At 62.2% G+C, this 20,310-nt stretch carries 19 protein-coding genes and 2 pseudogenes; 4 read left to right on the top strand and 17 right to left on the bottom strand.

The window, feature by feature from the left end:
- From JaAD80_RS11140 to JaAD80_RS11155, 4 genes and pseudogenes are all read right to left on the bottom strand, one after another.
- Positions 1–1,101: a glycosyltransferase family 9 protein gene (locus tag JaAD80_RS11140; protein WP_102294229.1), complete on the bottom strand. Its 1,101-nt coding sequence runs from the start codon at positions 1,099–1,101 to the stop codon at positions 1–3.
- A gap of 35 nt (positions 1,102–1,136) precedes the next feature.
- The gene (msbA, locus tag JaAD80_RS11145; protein WP_102294230.1) at positions 1,137–2,870 is read right to left on the bottom strand and encodes a lipid A export permease/ATP-binding protein MsbA; all 1,734 of its coding nucleotides are present in this window, start codon (positions 2,868–2,870) and stop codon (positions 1,137–1,139) included.
- A gap of 51 nt (positions 2,871–2,921) precedes the next feature.
- On the bottom strand, positions 2,922–4,136 hold the full coding sequence (locus JaAD80_RS11150) for an O-antigen ligase (protein ID WP_102294231.1): 1,215 nt from the start codon (positions 4,134–4,136) through the stop codon (positions 2,922–2,924).
- Positions 4,137–4,388: 252 nt separating this feature from the next.
- Positions 4,389–5,627: pseudogene (locus tag JaAD80_RS11155) on the bottom strand (malic enzyme-like NAD(P)-binding protein); the annotation flags it as partial.
- Between the two features lie 206 nt (positions 5,628–5,833).
- Here JaAD80_RS11155 and JaAD80_RS11160 point away from each other — a divergent pair.
- The 3 genes from JaAD80_RS11160 (at position 5,834) to JaAD80_RS11170 (ending at position 8,058) form a co-directional block, all read left to right on the top strand.
- The gene (locus JaAD80_RS11160; RefSeq protein ID WP_102294233.1) at positions 5,834–6,859 is read left to right on the top strand and encodes a LacI family DNA-binding transcriptional regulator; all 1,026 of its coding nucleotides are present in this window, start codon (positions 5,834–5,836) and stop codon (positions 6,857–6,859) included.
- Positions 6,860–6,967: 108 nt separating this feature from the next.
- Positions 6,968–7,441, top strand: coding sequence for a hypothetical protein (locus JaAD80_RS11165; protein ID WP_180979379.1), 474 nt, complete (start codon positions 6,968–6,970; stop codon positions 7,439–7,441).
- Positions 7,442–7,518: 77 nt separating this feature from the next.
- Positions 7,519–8,058, top strand: coding sequence for a hypothetical protein (locus tag JaAD80_RS11170; protein ID WP_258002933.1), 540 nt, complete (start codon positions 7,519–7,521; stop codon positions 8,056–8,058).
- A gap of 9 nt (positions 8,059–8,067) precedes the next feature.
- Here the strand turns inward: JaAD80_RS11170 and JaAD80_RS11175 are convergent, their stop codons facing one another.
- From JaAD80_RS11175 to JaAD80_RS11230, 12 genes and pseudogenes are all read right to left on the bottom strand, one after another.
- The gene (locus JaAD80_RS11175; RefSeq protein ID WP_102294270.1) at positions 8,068–8,691 is read right to left on the bottom strand and encodes a LysE family translocator; all 624 of its coding nucleotides are present in this window, start codon (positions 8,689–8,691) and stop codon (positions 8,068–8,070) included.
- Between the two features lie 90 nt (positions 8,692–8,781).
- Positions 8,782–9,564, bottom strand: a complete 783-nt coding sequence (locus JaAD80_RS11180) for an AraC family transcriptional regulator (protein WP_102294235.1) — start codon at positions 9,562–9,564, stop codon at positions 8,782–8,784.
- Between the two features lie 2 nt (positions 9,565–9,566).
- A complete protein-coding gene (gene rng / locus JaAD80_RS11185) occupies positions 9,567–11,030 on the bottom strand; it encodes a ribonuclease G (protein WP_034747098.1) in 1,464 nt (487 codons plus the stop codon).
- 43 nt (positions 11,031–11,073) lie between these two features.
- Positions 11,074–11,694, bottom strand: a complete 621-nt coding sequence (locus JaAD80_RS11190; RefSeq protein WP_102294236.1) for a nucleoside triphosphate pyrophosphatase — start codon at positions 11,692–11,694, stop codon at positions 11,074–11,076.
- An 8-nt stretch (positions 11,695–11,702) separates the two neighbouring features.
- Positions 11,703–12,173, bottom strand: a complete 471-nt coding sequence (rlmH, locus tag JaAD80_RS11195; protein WP_034747108.1) for a 23S rRNA (pseudouridine(1915)-N(3))-methyltransferase RlmH — start codon at positions 12,171–12,173, stop codon at positions 11,703–11,705.
- A gap of 6 nt (positions 12,174–12,179) precedes the next feature.
- On the bottom strand, positions 12,180–12,869 hold the full coding sequence (gene rsfS, locus JaAD80_RS11200; RefSeq protein ID WP_102294237.1) for a ribosome silencing factor: 690 nt from the start codon (positions 12,867–12,869) through the stop codon (positions 12,180–12,182).
- Positions 12,870–13,480: pseudogene (gene nadD / locus JaAD80_RS11205) on the bottom strand (nicotinate (nicotinamide) nucleotide adenylyltransferase).
- 68 nt (positions 13,481–13,548) lie between these two features.
- The gene (gene hemF, locus JaAD80_RS11210) at positions 13,549–14,463 is read right to left on the bottom strand and encodes an oxygen-dependent coproporphyrinogen oxidase (RefSeq protein ID WP_102294238.1); all 915 of its coding nucleotides are present in this window, start codon (positions 14,461–14,463) and stop codon (positions 13,549–13,551) included.
- A 140-nt stretch (positions 14,464–14,603) separates the two neighbouring features.
- Entirely contained in the window at positions 14,604–16,154 is a 1,551-nt protein-coding gene (locus JaAD80_RS11215; RefSeq protein ID WP_102294239.1) for a class I SAM-dependent methyltransferase, read from the bottom strand.
- Between the two features lie 114 nt (positions 16,155–16,268).
- Positions 16,269–17,219 (bottom strand): IS481 family transposase, encoded by a 951-nt coding sequence (locus tag JaAD80_RS11220; protein WP_102294240.1) that lies wholly within the window; start codon positions 17,217–17,219, stop codon positions 16,269–16,271.
- Positions 17,220–17,312: 93 nt separating this feature from the next.
- Positions 17,313–17,783: a GNAT family N-acetyltransferase gene (locus JaAD80_RS11225; RefSeq protein WP_102294271.1), complete on the bottom strand. Its 471-nt coding sequence runs from the start codon at positions 17,781–17,783 to the stop codon at positions 17,313–17,315.
- Between the two features lie 40 nt (positions 17,784–17,823).
- Positions 17,824–18,495, bottom strand: a complete 672-nt coding sequence (locus JaAD80_RS11230; RefSeq protein ID WP_146012358.1) for a hypothetical protein — start codon at positions 18,493–18,495, stop codon at positions 17,824–17,826.
- A gap of 163 nt (positions 18,496–18,658) precedes the next feature.
- Between JaAD80_RS11230 and JaAD80_RS11235 the strand changes: the two genes are divergently transcribed.
- Positions 18,659–19,315 (top strand): tetratricopeptide repeat protein, encoded by a 657-nt coding sequence (locus JaAD80_RS11235; RefSeq protein WP_102294242.1) that lies wholly within the window; start codon positions 18,659–18,661, stop codon positions 19,313–19,315.
- Here JaAD80_RS11235 and JaAD80_RS11240 read toward each other — a convergent pair.
- Positions 19,302–20,282: a ribonuclease Z gene (locus JaAD80_RS11240; RefSeq protein ID WP_102294243.1), complete on the bottom strand. Its 981-nt coding sequence runs from the start codon at positions 20,280–20,282 to the stop codon at positions 19,302–19,304. The two genes, JaAD80_RS11235 and JaAD80_RS11240, sit on opposite strands and share 14 nt — an antisense overlap.
- Between the last annotated feature and the right edge of the window lie 28 nt (positions 20,283–20,310).

The raw sequence follows: 20,310 nt of genomic DNA on the forward strand, positions 1-20,310 counted from the left end.
CTAGGCGATCGCCTTCAAGACCTGTTCGACTGAAATCGCCTTGACCCAGTCGCTGCGCCGCGCCACCGTGATGACGGTGCTGTTGGCGCTGTCGAAGGGCGCCCATTCCGGATTCTTCTTGCGCATCAGCGCTACCACCGGCACATGCACGGCGTTCGCCAGATGCATGATCGACGTCTCCACTGAAATGATCAGGTCGCATTGCGCCAGCATGGCGGGCAGCTGGAAAAAGTTGTCGACAGCGCTGAAGGCCTGCGTGCGCGGCAAGCCATGCGCCTGCACGACGGCATCCACCTTGGCCAGTTCCTGCGGCATGGCATTGATCAGGAAGCAGGCATCTTTCCATTTCGGCATCGCTTGCATGCGCGCGATCAGCTCGGCGATGCGTTCCAGCGGCCAGCCGCGCTTGTGCGACTTGGCAAACGGGTTCAGGAGTACAAGCGGACCCTGGCGCGGCGCGAAGCCCCAGGTGGCCAACTGGGCCTGAGCCTGCTGTAAGGCGGTGTCAGGGATGTGCACGAAGGGATAGCGTTCCGCCATGGGAATATCGAGTCCCGTCAGCTGATGAAACCAGTCCGCGTACACGCTGCTGATATGGTGTTCGCCCGCATCCTGGCCCGCATAGGAGGACAGCACGGCGTCGATCTTGCGGTAGGCCAGATAATGCCAGAGGCGCAGCGGGCTGAACGGCTTGCGCGTGCCGATCACCAGCCCATCCGTGCTGATCATGCGTGCCAGGTCCGCGTAGAGCTGCGGGCGGATATGCGCCAGCGAGACGACTATCGGGTAGTGCTCCGCCTGCGCTTCGCGCAGCGATTCTTCGTAGAGGGCGGGGCTGTAAGTCTTGCGGTAAACCTTGGTGAAGAAGCCGGATTGTTCGACCCAGTCGTACAGCGAGTAGGTGCGCAGGCTCTCCCATTGCTTGGCATCGGAAGTGCGCCGCACTTCATCGACCCACAGGTGGATCTTGATGTGCGGATAGGCTGCGGCAAAGGCGCGAAAGCCATTTTGCAGATAGGTGAAGTCTCCCAGCGCCAGGTGGGCGATGAAGAGAATTTTGTCCGACTTTTGAAGAAGTTCGGCGGGAATCAAGGGCGTCATGTATCAGTGCGATTTCAGGTATTTATTCGATGGTATCAAACCACTTGCTGGGAAAATTGCAGGCGATGCAGATTGGCGTATGCGCCGTTGGCATCCAACAATTGCTGGTGACTGCCGGTTTCCATTATTTTCCCATGCGACAATACCACGATACGGTCTGCGCGTTCAATCGTTGATAATCGATGAGCAATAACTAAGGTTGTTCTGCCCAGCATCAGGTGTTCCAGCGCCGCTTGCACGGCCCGTTCCGCTTCCGTATCCAGCGCCGAGGTGGCTTCATCGAGGATCAGGATGGGTGCATCCTTGTAAATGGCGCGGGCGATGGCCACGCGCTGGCGCTGGCCGCCGGACAGGCGCGAACCATTGTCGCCCAGACGCGTTTCCAGGCCGTCCGGCAAACCATCGATCACGTCCGACAGGAAGGCGGCCGCCGCAGCCGCTTCGATGCGTTGCCGGTCCGGTGCCGCATCGCCGTACGCGATATTGGCGGCCAGGCTGTCATCGAACAGCACCACGTTCTGGCTGACCATGGCAATCTGGCTGCGCAGGCTGGTCAAGGCGATGTCATCGATATTCTGGCCATCGAGCAAGATTGCGCCACTGCTGGCCGAGTAAAAGCCGGGCAGCAGGCTGACCAGGGTCGATTTGCCGCCGCCGGACATGCCGACAAAGGCCACCGTCTGTCCTGGCTCGATGCGCAGGTTGATGTGCTGCAAGGCCCGTTCCGCATGGCCTGGATAGGCAAAGCTGACGTCGTTGAATTCAATGCGCCCGCTGCAGCGGCCAGCCAGTGGCTTGCCGCCCGTACGCTCAGGCGTCTTGTCGATCAGCAGGAAGACTTCTTCCGCGGCGGCCATGCCGCGCTGCAAGGGGCCGTTGACTTCAGCCAGCTGCTTCAAAGGCGTCAGCAGCATCAGCATGGCCGTGATGAAGGAAACAAACCCCCCCACCGTGATCTGTCCCTGCTCCGACTGGAACAGGGCCATCACGATGACCAGGGCCACGGCGGCGGCCGTGATGACCTGGGTGATGGGCACGGTGGCGGAAAAGGTCGTGGTCATGCGCATGCTGTAGCGGCGCAATTGTTCGGCGCGCTCTTCAAAGCGCGATTTCTCGTAGTCCTGGCCGCCGAAGATCTTGATCACTTGCTGGGCGCGCGTGGTTTCCTCGATGACCTGGGTCAGTTCGGCATTGACGGCCAGCGAGTCGCGGTTGAGCTTTTTCAGGCGCTTGCCCGTGGTGCGCACGACGATGGTCAGCACGGGCAGCAGCACCAGGGTGACCAGGGTCAGTGCCCAATTCAGGTACAACAGCCATGCCAGCAGGCCCAGCACGGTCAGCGATGAACGCACGATGGAAGTAAATACCTTGGTTACCATCTCGATGATCTGCTGCACCTCGAACATTATGGAGTTGATGACTTTGCCGACCGTGTGCGTGTTGTAGAAGTCGATGGGCAAGTTGAGCATGCTGGCAAACATCCTGCGCCGCAACTCGTTGAGAATGCGCGTGGAGACATAGCTCATCAGGTAGCTACTGGCAAAGGTGGACACGCCGCGAACGAAAAAGATGCCAATGACGATCAGTGGCACCAGCCAGTAGGAAAACTCGACCTTGCCGCCGAAGCCATTGTCGAGCAGCAGCTTGAGCGCATACGGCAGCAAGGGCTCGGTACCTGCCGTGACGACCATCGCCAGCAGGGCCAGGGCCAGGTGTTTTTTATAGGGCGCATGCAGCGCGGTAAGGCGCTTCAGGTCGGGCGTGAGCATCGGTATGGTTCCTTGCAGGGGACAGCAAAAACGGTCAGGCGAAAAACGAGCTCAAGCGGTGCGCTCTTGCTGGCGCAACAGGCTCCACAATATCACCATCGGGAAGACCAGCATGATGATGCCGATATTCAGGGTTAGTGAGGTTGTCGTCAGGCCAAAAATCATATAGCAGGCGCACAGTACAACGCCTGCCAGTGCATATGGCTGGGTTGCAGGAGCACTGTGGCGCAGGGCGCGGCCAAACAGGGACAAGGGGATGAGGAAGAGCGCCAGCAGTGCCAGCAGGCCGATGACGCCACGCTTGACGAGCGTGTCAATATAGTCGTTATGGGCATTGGTATATTCGCCGACTGTCTTATTCATCTTGCCTTCAGTCGCCAGGATGCGCTTCGCTTCCATATAACCGGTACGGCCTATGCCTACCGCCAAATTGTCACGGGATATCAGCAAGGCCGTGCGCCACATTTCCAGGCGTTGTCCGACCGACGACCATTTGAGATCGGCGCCATGTTCAAAATTCTGCGTCTCCTCGACAGCGGCATGTATGCGCTTGCGTATCTGGGAATCAGGCATGGAATAAGTAACCGCACCCAGAGCGATGATCGCGATGGCAGTAATGGCAATATAGCGTTTGCCATCTCTTTTGGCGTAATGCAGGGCGATGATGCCAGCGCAAACGGGCAAGGCCAGCCAGCCGCTGCGGCTGCCGCTGATGACAGAGCCGAGAATGCCGGCCAGGCCGCCGGCCAGCAAGAGTGTTGACCATGCCGCGCGGTGGCGTTGTTCGCGGGCCCAGACCAGGCCGCCCAGCGATAGCATGCCCAGCAACATGCTTACATTGCCGTAGTGGATGGCGTTGCTGGTTGCCGCCTGGGGACGTTCCACGTCCAGCACGATGAATTGCCAAAACGCCAGTGCGGCACCGCTAATGGCGCCAATGGCGACACCGCCCCACCAGGCCGCCGGCCGCGGCGGATAGGCGAGCAGCAACAACAGCACGGGCACGGCCAGCAGTGCCCGCAATGGCATGTCGAGTTCGCGTGCCGGATCACGGTGATACAGCATATTGGCGGTAAAGATGCCGAAGTACAGCAGCAGGCTAGCAAGCATCAGATAGTCCCGGCGTTGCAGATTCAGGCGGGGGCGTTTCCACAGCAGCCAGCTGCTGGCCAGCAGGAGAACCAGCGCGCCTAGCGAATATCCGCTATTGACAGCCAGCGCCAATGCCGAAAAGAGAAAAACACAAACAGAGGTCAGGCCGAGCATGAATATCCTTGGTAACGCACGTGTCGCCATTGTGGCAACTGTAGCAACATAAAGTAGGCGTCATTGTAATCGAAGGAGGCTGCAAAAACGGCTGTGCGAAATTGACTCTTCGATAACTATATGGACGGTCTCAAGGGGAAGAATGTAAAAAACCATGGTTTTCAGCCATGGTTTTTTTGTAAGCAATGGTAACTTGCTGTTATTTTGCCAAGGCCGCAAGACCTGTCATGCGTCTCAGGCGGTGGCCGGCACGCGCGTGGCCACGCCGGTGGCGATCGCCGCTTGCGATACGGCAGGCGCAACCCAGCTGCGCAGGCGCTCGTCGAACGGCGAAGGAATCAGCTGCAGCGGCGTCAGGGCGCTGCTCTCGTGACCTGGCAGCGGTTCTTTCGCCAGGGCGGCGATGGCGCGCACGCACGCCAGTTTCATCTCTTCATTGATGGTGGTGGCGCCCACGTCCAGTGCGCCGCGGAAAATGTACGGGAAGCACAGCACGTTATTGATCTGGTTCGGGTAGTCCGAGCGGCCGGTAGCCACGATGGCGTCGTCACGCACGGCATGCACTTTCTCCGGGGCGATTTCCGGGTGCGGATTGGCCAACGCGAAGATCAGCGGCTTGGCGGCCATCGATTCGACCATCTGCGCGCTCACCACGCCGCCTTTCGACACGCCGATGAAGATGTCGGCGCCAACCATGGCGTCGGCCAGGTCGCGGTCGCTGGTGTCATTCGCGTAGCGCGCCTTGTTCTCTTCCATGCTGGCATCGCGGCCCGGGTAGATCACGCCCTGGCTGTCGCACACTTTCAGCAGCGATTTGTTCAGGCCCAGCGAGACCAGCAGGTCCAGGCAGGCGATCGAGGCCGCGCCGGCGCCCGAGACGGCCACCTTGACGTTGCCGATATCCTTGCCCACCAGTTCCAGGCCGTTCAGGATGCCGGCCGCGACGATGATGGCCGTGCCGTGCTGATCGTCGTGGAAGACGGGAATGTTCATGCGCTTGCGCAATTGCTGCTCGATGTAGAAGCAGTCTGGCGCCTTGATGTCTTCCAGGTTGATGCCGCCGAAGGTCGGCTCCATGCGCACCACGGTGTCGATGAACAGGTCGGGATCATTTTCGGCCAGTTCGATGTCGAACACATCGACGTCGGCGAATTGCTTGAACAGGCAAGCCTTGCCTTCCATCACGGGTTTGCTGGCCAGCGGGCCGATATCGCCCAGGCCCAGCACGGCCGTGCCGTTGGTGATCACGGCCACCAGGTTGCTGCGCGAGGTGTAGGTGCCGGCCGTGCGCGGATCTTCGACGATCGCTTCGCAGGCAAAGGCCACGCCCGGCGAGTACGCCAGGGTCAGGGCGCGGGCGTCGCCCAGCGGTTTTGTTGGCGTGACGGAAATCTTGCCTGCGCGGGGTTCCGCGTGATAGGCGAGGGCGGCTTCTTTCAGGTTGAAGGTTTCGCCGTTCGGTTCGGCGTGCTTGCTGTGGGAAGTAGACATAAGAATTCTGGGAAGGGCAATCAGGCCCGAGTGGTAAGTCCGAGCCATGGTATGCAAGCGTTTGCACGCTGTCAAGGCTGGATTGTGCTTAAGCAGACCAAAACCGCTTTGAGTAGCGGCAATATTTCAATGCAAGCGTTTGCTCGGTTTTTGACGGCAGTGACATTTTTTGCGATAAAATCACGGTATTGCGATCCGGGAAGCCCATGACAAACAAGAACCCCACCTTAAGCGACGTTGCCCGGGCCAGCGGCGTGCATTTTTCCACCGTGTCGCGCGTGATGAATCCGCAAACGCGGCAAATGGTCAGCGCCGAGGTCGCCGCGCGGGTGCTGGCCGAGGCGGGCCGGCTCGGCTACCGGCCCAACCGCGCCGCCTCCACCCTGGTCACGCGCAAGTCGCGCATCATCGGCGTGGTCTTGCCCGACATCACCAACGCCGTCTTTCCCCCGATCCTGCTGGGCATCGAGGAAGGCTTGCGCAAACACGGCTACCTGGCCATCGTCGCCAACGTTGGCGCCGACGAGGAAGAGCAGCTGTTTGTCATCAACCGCCTGCTGGGGCAGCAGGTCGACGGCCTGATCCTGGCCACGGCGCGGCGCCACGATCCCGTCATCAAGATGTGCATCGACCAGAACGTGCCCGTCGTCACCGTCAACCGCAGCGACGAGACGGGCGTGGCCTCGTGCGTCGTCAGCGATGACGTGGTGGGCATGCGCCTGGCCGTGGAGCACTTGCTGGCGCTGGGCCACCGGCATATCGCGCATATCGCCGGCCCGGAAAACCTGTCCACGGGCCATGTGCGCCGGCTGGGCTTCCTGGCCGCCATCCAGGCCAGCGAACTTGATCCATCGCAAGCCTTTGTTTTTGAAAGCAGCGGCTATTCGCGCGAGTGCGGCAAGGCGGCCCTGCTGGAGCTGCTGCGCCAGTCGCCGCAAACGACGGCCGTCGTGACGGGCAGTGACCTGGTGGCCATCGGCTGTTACGACGCCATCCGTGAACTGGGTTTGAGTTGCCCTGAAGATATTTCCGTCGTCGGGCATAACGATATGCCCTACATGGACATGATCCGCCCGCCCCTGAGCACCATCCGCATCCGCCACCATGGCATCGGCACGGAAGCGGCGCGATTGATCCTGCAAACCATCGAATCGCCCGAGTCGTCCGTGCTGGACGTGCGCCTGAAGCCGGAACTGGTGGTGCGCGAATCGACGGCCGCGCCGCGCGCCTGACACCTTTTGCCCTTCTTTCGCCTGAGTATGTTTAAATCTTGATATTGATAATTATCAAGACAACGCCATGCAATCGACAGCAAAGCAAGCCCGGCAGGGAGGCCGCTGATGCCCAAGAACTTCGGCATGCCCGGCAACGCCTGGCGCTATGCGCTGGGCAGCGACTATGGCTATTGTTCGCCCTTGCTCGACGGCATAGAGTTTGAAAACGAGTGGGTCACCATCCGCGAATCGGCGATCCGCATCCGCGCCGGCTACGCCTGGGATGGCTGTTCGCCGTGTATCAGCGTGCTTGGCCTGTTTTACGTGGGCACGCCCGATGGCGCGCAGCACCTGGGCTTGCCAGCCACGTATCACGCCAGCCTCGTGCATGACGTGCTGTGCCAGTGGCGCGCCGAGATTCCCGTCACCCGCGCGCGCTCGATCGCCATTTTTCACCAGCTGCTCAAGGACGTGCGCTTCCCCCTGGCCGGACTGTATGCGGGCGCTGTCTTCCTCTTCGGGCCGCGACGGTTTTTCCGGGCACCGGGAGCGCCCGGCGCCGCGGCCCCGCCCGCCGGCACCCGCCAGGCGCAACATTAAAGCACCCGCCGCGCCGCCGCAGGGGCCGCATGGTGTTAAACTGGCGCCCCTCATCGTTTCTCTTGCCCTCTACCGCCATGACCAAAACCAACACGCCTTCCCCGAAACGCCGCGAAGAGGGCGTCGCCAAGCTGACCGTCAATCCTTTCCTGGACGCCGAGTTTTATGCGCGCATGCGCGATTACACGGAACGCGACGCGGCCATCATCAAGGAATTGAAGGCCATCGCCGAGATCCGCGCCGGCAACAAGCAGCCCGATCCCCGCCTGGCGCCATCGCTGGAGGCCCTGCGCAGCACCGTCAAGAAGGGACTTAGCTTTGGCGAAATGCTCGAGCGCATGGCGGCCGGCAAGGAAAAGGGCCTGTGGGAACCGTGGATGACGACGTTTGGCATCGAGATCCGTGCCGTCAATTACGGCGCCGGTCCGCGCAACGCCTGCCTGGTGCTGGACCTGGCCGCCAATGCGCCGGCGCACGCCATGTTCGCCAAGGCCGGCATCCAGAACTGGCGCAGCCTGGCCGCTGACGATTGCGCCGTCGTGCGTTCGGAAAAAGCCACCGAGACGTCGCCTTTGAAGGTGTACGCCGTGTTTTACCTGGATCCGCTGCCGGCCTGATTGTTCACCTCATGCGGTGCCGCTGGCCAAATGCGCCAGCAGCGCCGCCGCCAGCAGTATCAGCATGATGCCGGACAGCCGTTCCAGTGCCGGCAGGGCGCGCGCAAATCGTTGCCGCAGCATGGCGTTGCCTATCGCCAGCGCCACCGCCATATCCCACGCCAGCACGGCGCACACCATCCACACGCCATACAGCACCACCCAGCCGCTACTGGTGTGCCGGCTGGCGACCACCGATGCCAGACTGACATAGAACAGGGCATTCTTCGGATTCAGGATGGCGGAGGCAAAGCCCATCAGCAAGCCGCCGCGCCAGTGTGCTTGTCCGGTGGCCGGCATCGCCCCGAGACTGCTCTTGCCCGCATGGCGCAGGAACAGCCAGCCCAGGTATAGCAGATAGACGCAGCCAGCCAGCTGCACCGTCATAAATGCCTTGCTTCCTGCCTCCAGCACCGACAGTCCGCCAAACGCCGCCACGATGAACACGCCATTGGCCACGGTGATGCCGAGGCAGGCGCCCACCGCGCCGCGCCAGCCGTGCGCCAGCGCGCTGCGGGCAACGAGGAAAAAGTCGGGGCCCGGCGACAGTAGGGCGAGAAAATGGGCGGCGGCGATAAAGAAAAAATCCTGCATGAAGCGCGGCTCCGGCAATGGCGATGCGCGAGTATGCAAGGCCGGTGGCCGCGTGTATTGAAGAAAATTGCAGGCGCCAGGAGTTGGTGGCTAGGCGCGGTAGCGCCCCGGCGTGATGGCCGCATGCGCCTTGAAGACGCGCTGCAAATGGCTCTGGTCGGCAAAGCCCAGTTCGCAGGCGATGTCGGCCAGTGCCGTGCCTGCCTGCAAGCCATCGCGCGCGCGGTTCACGCCCAGGTTCAGCTGGTAGGCATGCGGCGTCATGCCGGTGGCGGCGCGGAAGGCGCGGATCAGCTGGTAGCGGCTCATGCCGGCCACTTGCGCCAGGTATGCCAGGCTGGCCAGCGGCTGCTTTTGCAGGGCAGCGATGGCCGGGCGCAGCTGTGCGGGTATCCGGGCGGTGACGGCAGGCAGGGCGCGCGCCCCGCTGGCGCCGGCACAGGCATGCAGCAAGTACAGCAGCGCGGCCTGCTTGTCCGCCACGCAAGCGGAGGAAAACAGCAGCGCATTCATGGCACAGAACTGGGCGTAGAGGGCGGGGTGGTGCAGCACCTGCGCGCTATCCGTGTCCAGTTGCGGTACCGCGCTGTGCAGCCATGCCGCATCCAGATGCAGCATCTGGTAGCTCCAGAGGGCGCCGGGCAGGGGATTGCAGGCGTGCACGCAGCCGGCCGGCACCAGCACCAGGCTGCCAGTGCTGAGCGCGTTCTGGCGGCCATGGCTGCCCGTGAAGATGCTGCCGCCCGCGTCGACGGCGCCGATGGAAAACGTGGGATGGCTGTGCGGCTTGTAGCAAGCGCGGCTGTGGCAGGCACGCCGGCTCTCCACGTGGGGAAGCGCCGGGTCGCGCCAGAAGGCGGTGTCGCCAGGCATGGCTACATCAAAATAACGTCGTACTGCTCCTGGTGGTAAGCGTTCTCCACCTGCAGCGAAATTTTCTTGCCGATGAAATCACCGAGCATGGCCAGGTGCTGCGATTCTTCTTCCAGGAACAGATCCACGACTTCCTGCGAGGCGAGGATGCGGAATTCGCGCGGGTTGAACTGCTTGGCTTCGCGCAGCAGTTCGCGCAGGATTTCATAGCAGATGGTGCGCGAGGTTTTTACCTGGCCCTTGCCGGCGCAGGCGGGGCACGGTTCGCACAGGATGTGCGCCAGCGATTCGCGCGTGCGCTTGCGTGTCATTTCCACCAGGCCCAGCGGCGAGAAGTTGCTCACCGAGACTTTGGTGCGGTCGCGCGACAAGGTGCGTTTGAGTTCGGCCAGCACGGCGTTGCGGTGCTCGGCATTGTCCATGTCGATGAAGTCGAGGATGATGATGCCGCCCAGGTTGCGCAGGCGCAGCTGGCGGGCGATGGCGTGCGCCGCTTCCAGGTTGGTCTTGAAGATGGTGTCGGCGAAATTGCGCCCGCCGACGAAGCCGCCCGTGTTGACGTCGATGGTGGTCATCGCTTCCGTCTGGTCGACGATCAGGTAGCCGCCCGATTTCAGGTCGACACGGCGGCCCAGCGCGCGCAGAATTTCCTCTTCCACGCCGTACAGGTCGAACAGCGGGCGCTCGCCCGTGTAGTGCTGCAAGCGCGTCAGTTCGCTGGGGGTGTAGATTTCCGCGAATTCGCGCAATTTCACGTAATTTTCGCGCGAATCGACCTGGATGGTGGCCGTTTCATCGCCGACGAAATCGCGCAGCACGCGCTGCGCCAGGCTCAAGTCCTGGTGCAGCAGGCTGGTGGCGGGACGCGTGCGCGCGCCGTGCGTGATCGTGCTCCAGGTTTTTCTCAGGTAGTCGACGTCCGCCTTCAGGTCCGCGTCGGACGCGTCCTCGGCCATGGTGCGCACGATGTAGCCACCCTTTTCATCGGGCGGCAGCAGGCTTTGCAGGCGCACGCGCAATTGCTCGCGCTCCGCTTCCTTTTCGATTTTTTGCGAGATGCCGATGTGCTTGTCCTGCGGCAGGTACACCAGCATGCGCCCGGCGATGGAAATCTGCGTCGACAGGCGCGCACCCTTGGTGCCGATCGGGTCCTTGATCACCTGCACCGTCAGCACCTGGCCGTCAAAGAGGATTTTTTCGATGGGCGCCGGCGTGGCGTTCTGACCATCGTGGCCGCGCGCTTCCCAGATGTCGGCCACGTGCAAAAAGGCGGCGCGTTCCAGGCCGATGTCGATGAAGGCCGACTGCATGCCCGGCAACACCCGCACCACTTTGCCGGAATACACATTGCCGGCCAGGCCGCGCGTGAGCGTGCGCTCGATGTGCAATTCCTGCACGGCGCCCTGCAGGATGAGGGCGACGCGCGTTTCTTGCGGCGTGATATTGATCAGGATGTCTTCGTTCATGGAGGCGCGGGAGTGGAGGCAACGAATGACATCATACCCGGGATCAGGGCAGGGGCAAACCTGCCAGTCGCAGCAACTGTGCGGTTTCGTACAGGGGCAGGCCCATGATGCCGGAATGGCTGCCTTCGATGTGCTCGACGAACAACGCGGCGCTGCCCTGGATGCCGTAGGCGCCGGCCTTGTCGTACGGTTCAGGCGTGGCGCAATACGCGGCGATCGAGGCCGGCGACAGCACGCCGAAGCGCACTTGCGACACCTGCGTGCGCTGTTCGGCGAAATCCTTGTAGTGCACGGCGATCGAGGTGAGCACCTCGTGCGTGCGGCCCGACAGCTGCTGCAGCATGGCCACCGCTTCCGCGCGGTCGGCTGGCTTGCCGAGGATGACGCCGTCAATGGTGACGGTGGTATCGGCCGCCAGCACGGGGCGCGGGGTCAGGTGGCGGCGGCGAACCAGGTCCCACGCAAAGGCGGCTTTTTCATTCGATACGCGGGCGACATAGTCGAGCGCCGATTCGCCGGGCAGGACTTCCTCGGTGACGTCGGCGCCGCGCGGGCCGTCGCTGCGCAGCAGCAGCAATTCGAAATCGACGCCGATCTGGCGCAGCAGTTCACGCCGGCGCGGGCTTTTGGAGGCGAGGTAGATCTTGTGATCAGCCGTTTTCATGGGGGAGTTCAGACGCGGTGATAGGGGTGGTTTTGCGTGATCGACCAGGCGCGGTACAGCTGCTCGGCGAGGATCACGCGCACCACGCCGTGCGGCAGGGTCATGCTGGAGATGCGCAGCATGCCTTCGGCACGTGCCTTGAGTTGCGGATCGAGGCCGTCGGCGCCGCCGATCAAAAAGGCGGTGTCGCGGCCATCCTGCTGCCATGCCATCAACTGCTGCGACAGGCCGACGCTGGTCAGGTCCTTGCCGCGTTCGTCGAGGGCGATGATGCGCACGCCCTTGGGCAGGACGGCTTCGATGCGTTCGCGTTCCAGCGCCATCGCCGTGGCGGCGGTCTTGCTGCCGGAACGCTCCACCGGCTTGATTTCTTTCAGCACGATGCGCAATTCCGGCGGCATGCGCTTCGCGTATTCCGCGAAGCCCGTCTCTATCCAGGCCGGCATTTTATGGCCGACCGCAGCGATGATGAGCTGCATCGAGGCTTACGCTTCGACTTTTTTGATACGCTTGATCACGGTTTTTGCCGGTGCAGCATCGGCTGCCGGCTTGGCCGCGCGTGGCGCGCGCACTTTTTTCTCCGGCAGCGCTTTCAAGGCCTTGACGGCAGCCGCCTCGGTCTTGGTTGGCGCGACTTTCACGGTCTTGCCGACGGCTTTGGAAGCGGTGGCCTTTTTCGCCGGGGCTTTCTTGGCGGCGGTGGCTGCCGTGGCTTTCTTGGCCGGTGTCTTTTTCTCGATCACGGGCGTCGCTTCCACGTTCGCCTTGCTGGCAGCCAGATGGCCGCTGACCTTTTTCGGCTCGTCGCCGGCGGCTTTTTTCGGCGCGCGCTTGGCGGCACCCAGCTTGACCGGCGTGTCGCCCCAGATTTCTTCCAGGCGGTAGTAGGCGCGGATAGGCGCTTGCATGATGTGGACGATCATGTCGCCCAGATCGACCAGCACCCATTCACCGGTGTCCTCGCCTTCCATGCCGATGATGTCGCCGCCGGCGTCCTTGACCTTGTTGCGCACCGAGGCGGCCAACGCCTTGGTTTGGCGGTTCGAGGTACCGGAGACGATCGCGATGCGGTCGAACAGGCTGGTCAGGTGGCTCGTTTCGAAGACAGCGATGTCTTGGCCTTTGACGTCTTCAAGGGCGTCAACGACGAGGGTTTGCAGTTTTTTGATGTCCATTTAGCTTTTGTATAAATTATGTTGTTCAATATAGTCTAGCACTAGCGGGGAAACAAGCGAGTTTGCCCGATTCCCCCGTTGTAATGCCGCACGTATTTCGGTGGCGGAGATATCCACCGCGAAGTCCTGTGCCAGATAAGTCAGACCGTGCGGCGTGTTGCGGATGCTGTCCAGTGTCCCCAGGCGGCGCGAAAACTCGTCGGCGACCACTTGCGGCACTGCTGTGTCATTCAGCGCGAAGCCGGGGCGGGCCGCGACGCAGATATGCGCGTATTCAAATAATTGCTGCCATTCGCGCCATGTCGCGAGCCGCTGCAGCTGGTCGGCGCCCATCAGGAAAACGATGGAAGCGCGCGCACCCAGCTCGGCGCGTACCTGGCGCAAGGTATCGATGGTGTAGCTGGCCTGGCCATGTTCGCTGCGCTCGATTTCCTGGCGGTCGATTACCACCGGCAAGGGCAGGCCGGCAAAGGCCAGGCCGGCCATCTCGGCGCGCTGCTGGCCGCTGGCGCCCAGCTTGCTCTTTTGCCAGGGCGCGCGGCCGGAATCACGCGCAGTTCATCGGCGTGCAGCAGGCTGGAAAAATGCGTGCCCAGCGCGACATGCCCCATGTGCACCGGATCGTAGCTGCCGCCGAGCAGCGCCACGCATGCCGTACTGCCCGCCGTGCCAGCTTCCGTCACGCCTGCAGCCAGTCGCGATGCACGAGGAAGTCAGTATACAGCGCCGCTTCGGGACTGCCCGCTTCCGGGTGCCAATCGTAGCGCCACTTGACCACGGGCGGCATCGACATCAGGATCGCCTCGGTGCGGCCACCCGACTGCAGGCCGAACAGGGTGCCACGGTCGAACACCAGGTTGAACTCGACATAGCGTCCGCGCCGGTAGCACTGGAAATCGCGTTCGCGTTCGCCGTACGGCGTATCCTTGCGGCGCGCCACGATCGGCACATAGGCGTCGATGAAGGCATCGCCGGCGCTGCGCAGCATGGCGAAACTGTCGTCAAAGCCCAGGGCATTGAAGTCGTCGAAGAAAATGCCACCCGCGCCACGCGCTTCGCGCCGGTGCTTCAGGTAGAAATAATCGTCGCACCACTGCTTGAACTTCGGATGCAGTTCCGCGCCAAACGGCGCCAGCGCATCATGGCACACCTGGTGGAAGTGCTTCACGTCGCCCCCGTCGCCATAATACGGCGTCAGGTCCATGCCGCCGCCGAACCACCATACGGGGGCGCCATCGGCATTCACGGTGCTGAAGAAGCGTACATTCATGTGCACCGTGGGCGCGTACGGATTGCGCGGATGCAGCACCAGCGACACGCCCATCGCTTCCCATGCCTTGCCGCCCAGTTCAGGGCGCGCGGCCGCTGCCGATGGCGGCAGTGACGCGCCGGTGACGTGCGAAAAATTCACGCCGCCCCGCTCGAACACATTGCCTTCCTCGATCAGGCGCGAAATGCCGCCGCCGCCCTCGGGGCGCTGCCAGGCATCGGTCAGGAAGGGCTTGCCGTCCTGCGCTTCGAGGGCCTGCACGATACGGCTTTGCAAATCGAGCAAATAGGCCTTGACGGCCGAAGGAGAGGGAGTTGACGACATCGCGTGGGCCGACGAGGCCGAAATAAAAAAGTAAGGACGGATTGTACCCTGTTACGCGTTTTTGTGATAGGGCGGCGCTGGCGCCGTGGTTTCGAGGCTGGCCGGGAAGCGCTGCCCGGCCAGCTTGCCGGCGTTGCCGGCTACAGCATGCGCAGCTGCTTGAGCACGGGCAGTTTGTCGCGCAGGAATTCATCGATGGCCGCATTGAGCAGCAACTGGTGTTCCTGTTCGTCGGCGCATGCGACACCATCCTTGAGCAGCCTGCGCCCGCAGCGCGCCATGGCACTGGCGGCCTGCGCCTGCAGGCGGGCCAGTTCCGGCGGTTCGCGGTCCTGGGTCAGCACGGAAAACAGCAGCCGGTCGAGAAATTCCGTGTCGATGCCGCTGCCCGTCAGGGGCGAGCACAGGGGGCGGTAGTCGTCGCCGTAGCGGATCTGCGCGGCGATGCCCTGGTTCAGGCGGTGCGCCGTGATGCCGCCACTGTCAGCCTGCGCGTCGCCCCTGAAATACATGACCACCTGGCTGCCCGTGACCAGCATGGCCGTCACTTCCGCCAGGCTGTGCAGGCTTTGGCCGTGCAGGGTGTCAAGCGCGGCCAGTTCCGCCAGATTATGCGGACGCCGCGCCAGCGCGTCGCAGACGGCGCCGTAGACTTGCTCGTTGCCCGTCACGGTGCCGGCCTTGGTCTGGAAGGAAAAGACCATCTGCTCGCGTGGCACCAGCATGGCCAGGTGGACGCCGGCTAGGCATTCGGCCTGGCGCACCGCGCCCATGCGCCGTGCGCCGCGCACCAGCACGTCCTTGCGGAAGCTGGTGTTGAAAAAATAGTCCTTCATCGTTTCGCGCATCGCCGCGTCGGGCAGCAGGTCGATGGTGGCCTGCTGTTCGGCATTCAGGTACAGCGCCGGGAAGGTGAAATGCAGGTCGGACGAGCCGGCGAAATCGAGCTTGGCGCGCGCCACGTCGCGCATCACGTCGGCGTGGTACAGCGGTTCCCAGTTCTGGTTCAGGTACTCGTGCACGCTGTAGTGCGGATCGCTTTCAATGAGCTTCTCGAGGCGCGGCGCCAGCGCGGGATTGGCCGTGATATAGCCGGCCTGCAGGTTCTGCAACTGCTGCACGTAGGCGATGCCGGCCTGCATTTGCATCTCGCTGCGGCCCGGGAAGTGGGCGGCAAACTCCAGCAGCAGGCGTTGCAGGGGCAGGGCGCAGCTCCAGCCTGGCATGGCGTTATAGCTGAGCGAGACGATGCCACCCGGTTTCAGATAGCGCGCGATGAAGTCGACGATATGCTGGCGGTTCTCGCGGCTGACCCAGGTGTAGATGCCATGCAGGGTGATGAAGTCGAACTGCGGCAGCCCGTCCACGCGGCCCTGCGCCAGTTCCTCGAAGCTGTTTTCCAGCAGGGTCAGGTTATCCAGCTGGGCCGTTGCGGCCAGCGCGCGCGCGCCGGCGACATGGGCCGGATTGAAGTCGTTGCCGTAGAAGCGCCCATTCGAATTGGTGGCGGCCAGCACGGTGAGCGTCAGGCCACGGCCAAAGCCCAGCTCGAAATAATTGTAGGGCTGATCCAGCGGCACCGGCTCGACGCCGTTGAGGATGCAGCTGAAATTGAGGTGATGCGGACTCAGGTCGCTGTAAAAACCATTGGTGTACTCGATATCCGACACATATCCTTCATTCCAGGCCATGGTTTCCCCGCGGTGGTGGCAAAACAGCAGTATGCCATCAGTGCCGCCGCTGCGGGGCGGCCGCAGGCCCCCAGGCGATGAATTTTGCGCTTCGGGCCGTGCCTGCGCCGTGGCCTAGGTGTGAAGTTGCAAGAGGTTATTCTGGCCGGATCTGAGCCGTGACATTGGGGCCTTGCCAGCAATGCCCTGATGCGGCCGGTGCCAGTTGTAGTGATGGTTCCATTCTTTGAGCATGTTGGCCCGCTCCAGTGAGTTGTTATAAACAAAGCCGTAAGCCCATTCGCGCAAGGCTGACTGGATGAAGCGTTCGGCCTTGCCATTGGTCTGTGGTCGATAGGGCCGTGTAAAGCGGTGCTTCAATGCTATCTGGCTACAAGTGGCCTTGAATGACTTGGAGCGAAAGGCTGAGCCGTTATCGGTCAACAACGCTTTGGGGCGCACCCCGAGTGAGCAGAAATAGGCGTGGGTATTGGCGAGGAATTGGTTGGCATTCTCCTGGGTTTCGTCAGGATAGAGCTCCGTGAAGGCGATGCGGGCATGGTCGTCAATGGCGATAAACAAGACTTCCCAGCCGGCGCCGCGCGTACGGTCTCGCCGGTCTCCCGTCGCACGATGGCCGGTGGTTTCAATACGCCCGAGCTTCTTGGTATCGATATGAATCAGGTCGCCTGGTTCTGCATGCTCGTAGCGCTGCACCGGCTCGACGGGATCGAGATCGCTCAGTTTGGACAAGCCGGCACGCGCCAGCACACGGCTTACCGTGGCCTTCGATATCTGCAGGTACTGGGCAATCCTTGCCTGTGTCATGCGCTTCTTGCGTAGCTCGACAACCGTCAGTGCCTTGCCCGCGTCGAGTGCCAAGGGACTATGCAGCGGACGTGACGATCGATCCATCAAGCCCTCTCGCCCCTCGGCAAGGAAGCGCCCCAGCCATTTGCGCACAGTTGCTTCGCTCACGGCGTAGCGGGTAGCGGCCTGGCAGCTCGGCAGGCGGTTAAGCAGGACGTCTTCGACCATCTCGACTCGACGAATCAGCGTTAATCGGGCATTCTTATGGATGTTCATTCGGTTGGTTTCCTTGAGAACTGGGGGTTTGGCGATTTCCAGTGTCTCAAATCCAATCCGAATGAACCACAACAACCTATTGAAACATCACACCTAGGCCGTTAATCGGCACTCCAGTATTTCATCGCCATACTTGTCCGTTTCCCCGGTGGAAGTCCAGCCCAGGTGGCGGTAAAAGCCGTACGAGCGCGAGGCGGGGTCGCTGGAGCAGCCGAGGAACAGCCGCGCGTGGCCTTGCGCGCGCAGGTCCGCCATGACCAGTGCCAGCAAGGTCTTGCCGATACCCATGCCTTCGACTTCCGGCAGCAGGGCCAGCACGATGATCTCTCCCGTGTCGCGCTCGCCGAAGCAATAGCCGGCCAATTGACCATCGCGATGGCAGACGTGGCCAGGCAGGCTGCCCGAGCGCATCATTTCCGCCCAAGATGCCGCGGTGATGCCCACCGCCGCCAGGCGTTCCTCGGTAATGGCGTTTTGCCGGGTCTTGCCGCGCAATTCGATAAAGGCGGCCGTGTCTTCCGCTCTGGCGGCATGGAAAGTGATGGATGTTGGCTGTGTCGTCATGTATTTACTCTGTGGTGTCGTGTCCATGGCGGGATGCATATCATTCCCACTGTTTGCGCATGATCTTTGCATGGCGCTGCCAGTCAATTATTTTGGTATTCTCGATTGCCTGCTGGTCGGGTTTGGCGCTATCGATAATTTCATCCTTGACGATGATCAAGTCGTTTTGTGCATTCAAGCGGTATTCCCGATAGCGCTCGCAATCCTGTTCGCGCCGGGCGATGGTGATTAATTGCTTTGCCCGCCACGCGTAACTGTCTTCATAAAAGCACTGCGCCGCACAGCCGCAATTGGCGATGCCGCCTTCGATGCGTTGATCTGCCATGCCGATATTCAGATTCGGAATGGCTGATAATGGCTTGTTGAAACTGTAGTTTTTCCCTGATGCATCCCACAGCCACACGTCGGAGCAGCGGACGCGCCCCTGGCTATCCGTGTAGCCGGTGATCCACAGGTCGGCGTGGCCGTCGAAATTCATGTCGGCCAGCAGCGCGTGCAAATTGCCCGTGCCGCTGCTGCTGCAATTGCCATTAACCCACTGCTTGCCGATTTTCAGCTGGTAGGTCTGTGTTTCATCGTGATTCGCATAACGCAGTTCGGCGGCCTGCGACACCTTGCCTGTCACGGCTTTATCCAGGTGCAGCGTGCCGCCATACGCGGAGGTGAAAACCAGGGATAACAGCAGGGATAAAAGCAGGGTAATCAATTTCATGGCGATATTCTTGGGCGGGCACTGGAGCAAAATGCTCCGATTGCATCAGCTAGTGCGCGATCATAACGCATGATTTGGGCAATGTCCTGCACCATTCCCTATCGTGCATTCCGCGCGGAACAGTGCTGTGTACAATTCCAAAAATCCCCGAATAAGGAATTCTATGACATCCTCTCCTGAATCTTTTAATGAAGCGGGCATCCTCGCGTATAACGACGGTAATCACGCGGAGGCATACAAGCAATTCGAGGCCGCCGCGCGTACCGGCGATCCGGCCGGCCAGCATTTATTGGCCAGCCTGTATTACCAGGGCCATGGCGTGACGCAAGACGTGTCGAAAGCGGTGGAACTGTTCACGGCCGCCGCGCAAGCGGGCTTTCCGCCGTCACTGGCGAATCTGGCGCTGATGTATGCGAGCGGCGATGGCGTCGCGCAAGACATGGCGCAGTCGCTCGTGTATGGACGCCAGGCGGCCGAGGCGGGTGATGGCCAGTCGCAATTCAACCTGGCCCAGGCGTACCGCAAGGGCGTGGATGTGGCGCAGGACTTTGCCGAGGCGGCTTTCTGGTACAAGCAGGCCGCCGAGGCCGGCTCCCTGTCGGCGCAGAACGAATACGGCTTGCTGTACGCGCAAGGCCAGGGCGTGGAACTCGATTATGTGCAGGCGTATGCGTGGATCGCCATGCCGGCCGAGGCGGGCAGCGCGCAATCGATCAAGAACCGCGACCAGTTGCTGGAAATCCTTACGCCATCACAGCAGCAGGCGGCGCGCGCGCTGGCCGCCGAGTATGCGGCGCAGTTTGGCGTCAATCCGCACTGACGGGCGATTTGGCCGGCAGCTTGCTCAATACGCCGGCCGCATCGAGTTCGTAGCTGTCGAAGTCGCGTGCCAGGAACAGCTGACCCGAGTAATGCAGGCGCGCTTCCGCTTCCAGCTCGGCCATGCCTTGCGCATTGTGATAGCGGGCGCTGAAGTGGGTGAGGATCAGATTGGGCAGGCGCGCCGATTCGGCGAACTGCGCCACGCGCTGCACCGAGCTGTGCGTGGGGCCGGGCCCCACTTTTTGCAGCATGGCTTCCGTATAGGTGGCTTCATGCACGAGCAGTTGCGCATCGGCACAGGCATCGGCCAGTAGCGCCGGCGTGTCGTTGTCGCCGCCGATCACCACCGTGGCACGCTGCGTTTCGGTCTGGCGGAATGTGGCGGCGGACAAGACCGTCCCGTCGTCGAGGACGGCATCCTGTCCCGCCTGCAATACGCCCCAGGCGGGACCGGGCGGCACGCCTGCCGCCAGCAGGGCTGCCTTGTCCATCTTCCTTTTTTGCGTTTCCAACGCGAAACGGTACGCGACGCTGGGCGCGCGGTGCGACAGGGCGTGGCGCGAGATGGTCAAGCCCGCTTCCTGGTGCACGACCGGCGCGCTGTCCACGTCGATATGGATCAGCGGATACGTCAGGAACAGTTCCGTATGCAGCAAGGTGGCGTCGATCCAGGCCTTGATGGCGGCCGGGGCGATCAGCAGCAAGGGCTTCGTGCGGCCTGTCATGGAGGCGCTGGCAAGCAAGCCCGGCAGACCGTAACTGTGGTCGCCATGCACATGGGTGATGCAGATGCCCACCAGGTCATGCACGGACAGCGGCAGGCGCTGCAGCCGGTGCTGCGTGGCTTCGCCGCAATCGATCATCCACCAGTCGCGGTTGTGCGTGGTGTGCAGGGCCAGCGACGTGACGTTGCGGTAGCGCGTGGGCACGCCGGAAGAGGTGCCAAGGAAGGTCAGTTTGAACATGGGCGCATTATGCGGCAAGCCAGCGTGG

Origin of the sequence: Janthinobacterium sp. AD80, assembly GCF_002878455.1 — a bacterium.
Lineage (GTDB): Bacteria > Pseudomonadota > Gammaproteobacteria > Burkholderiales > Burkholderiaceae_D > Janthinobacterium.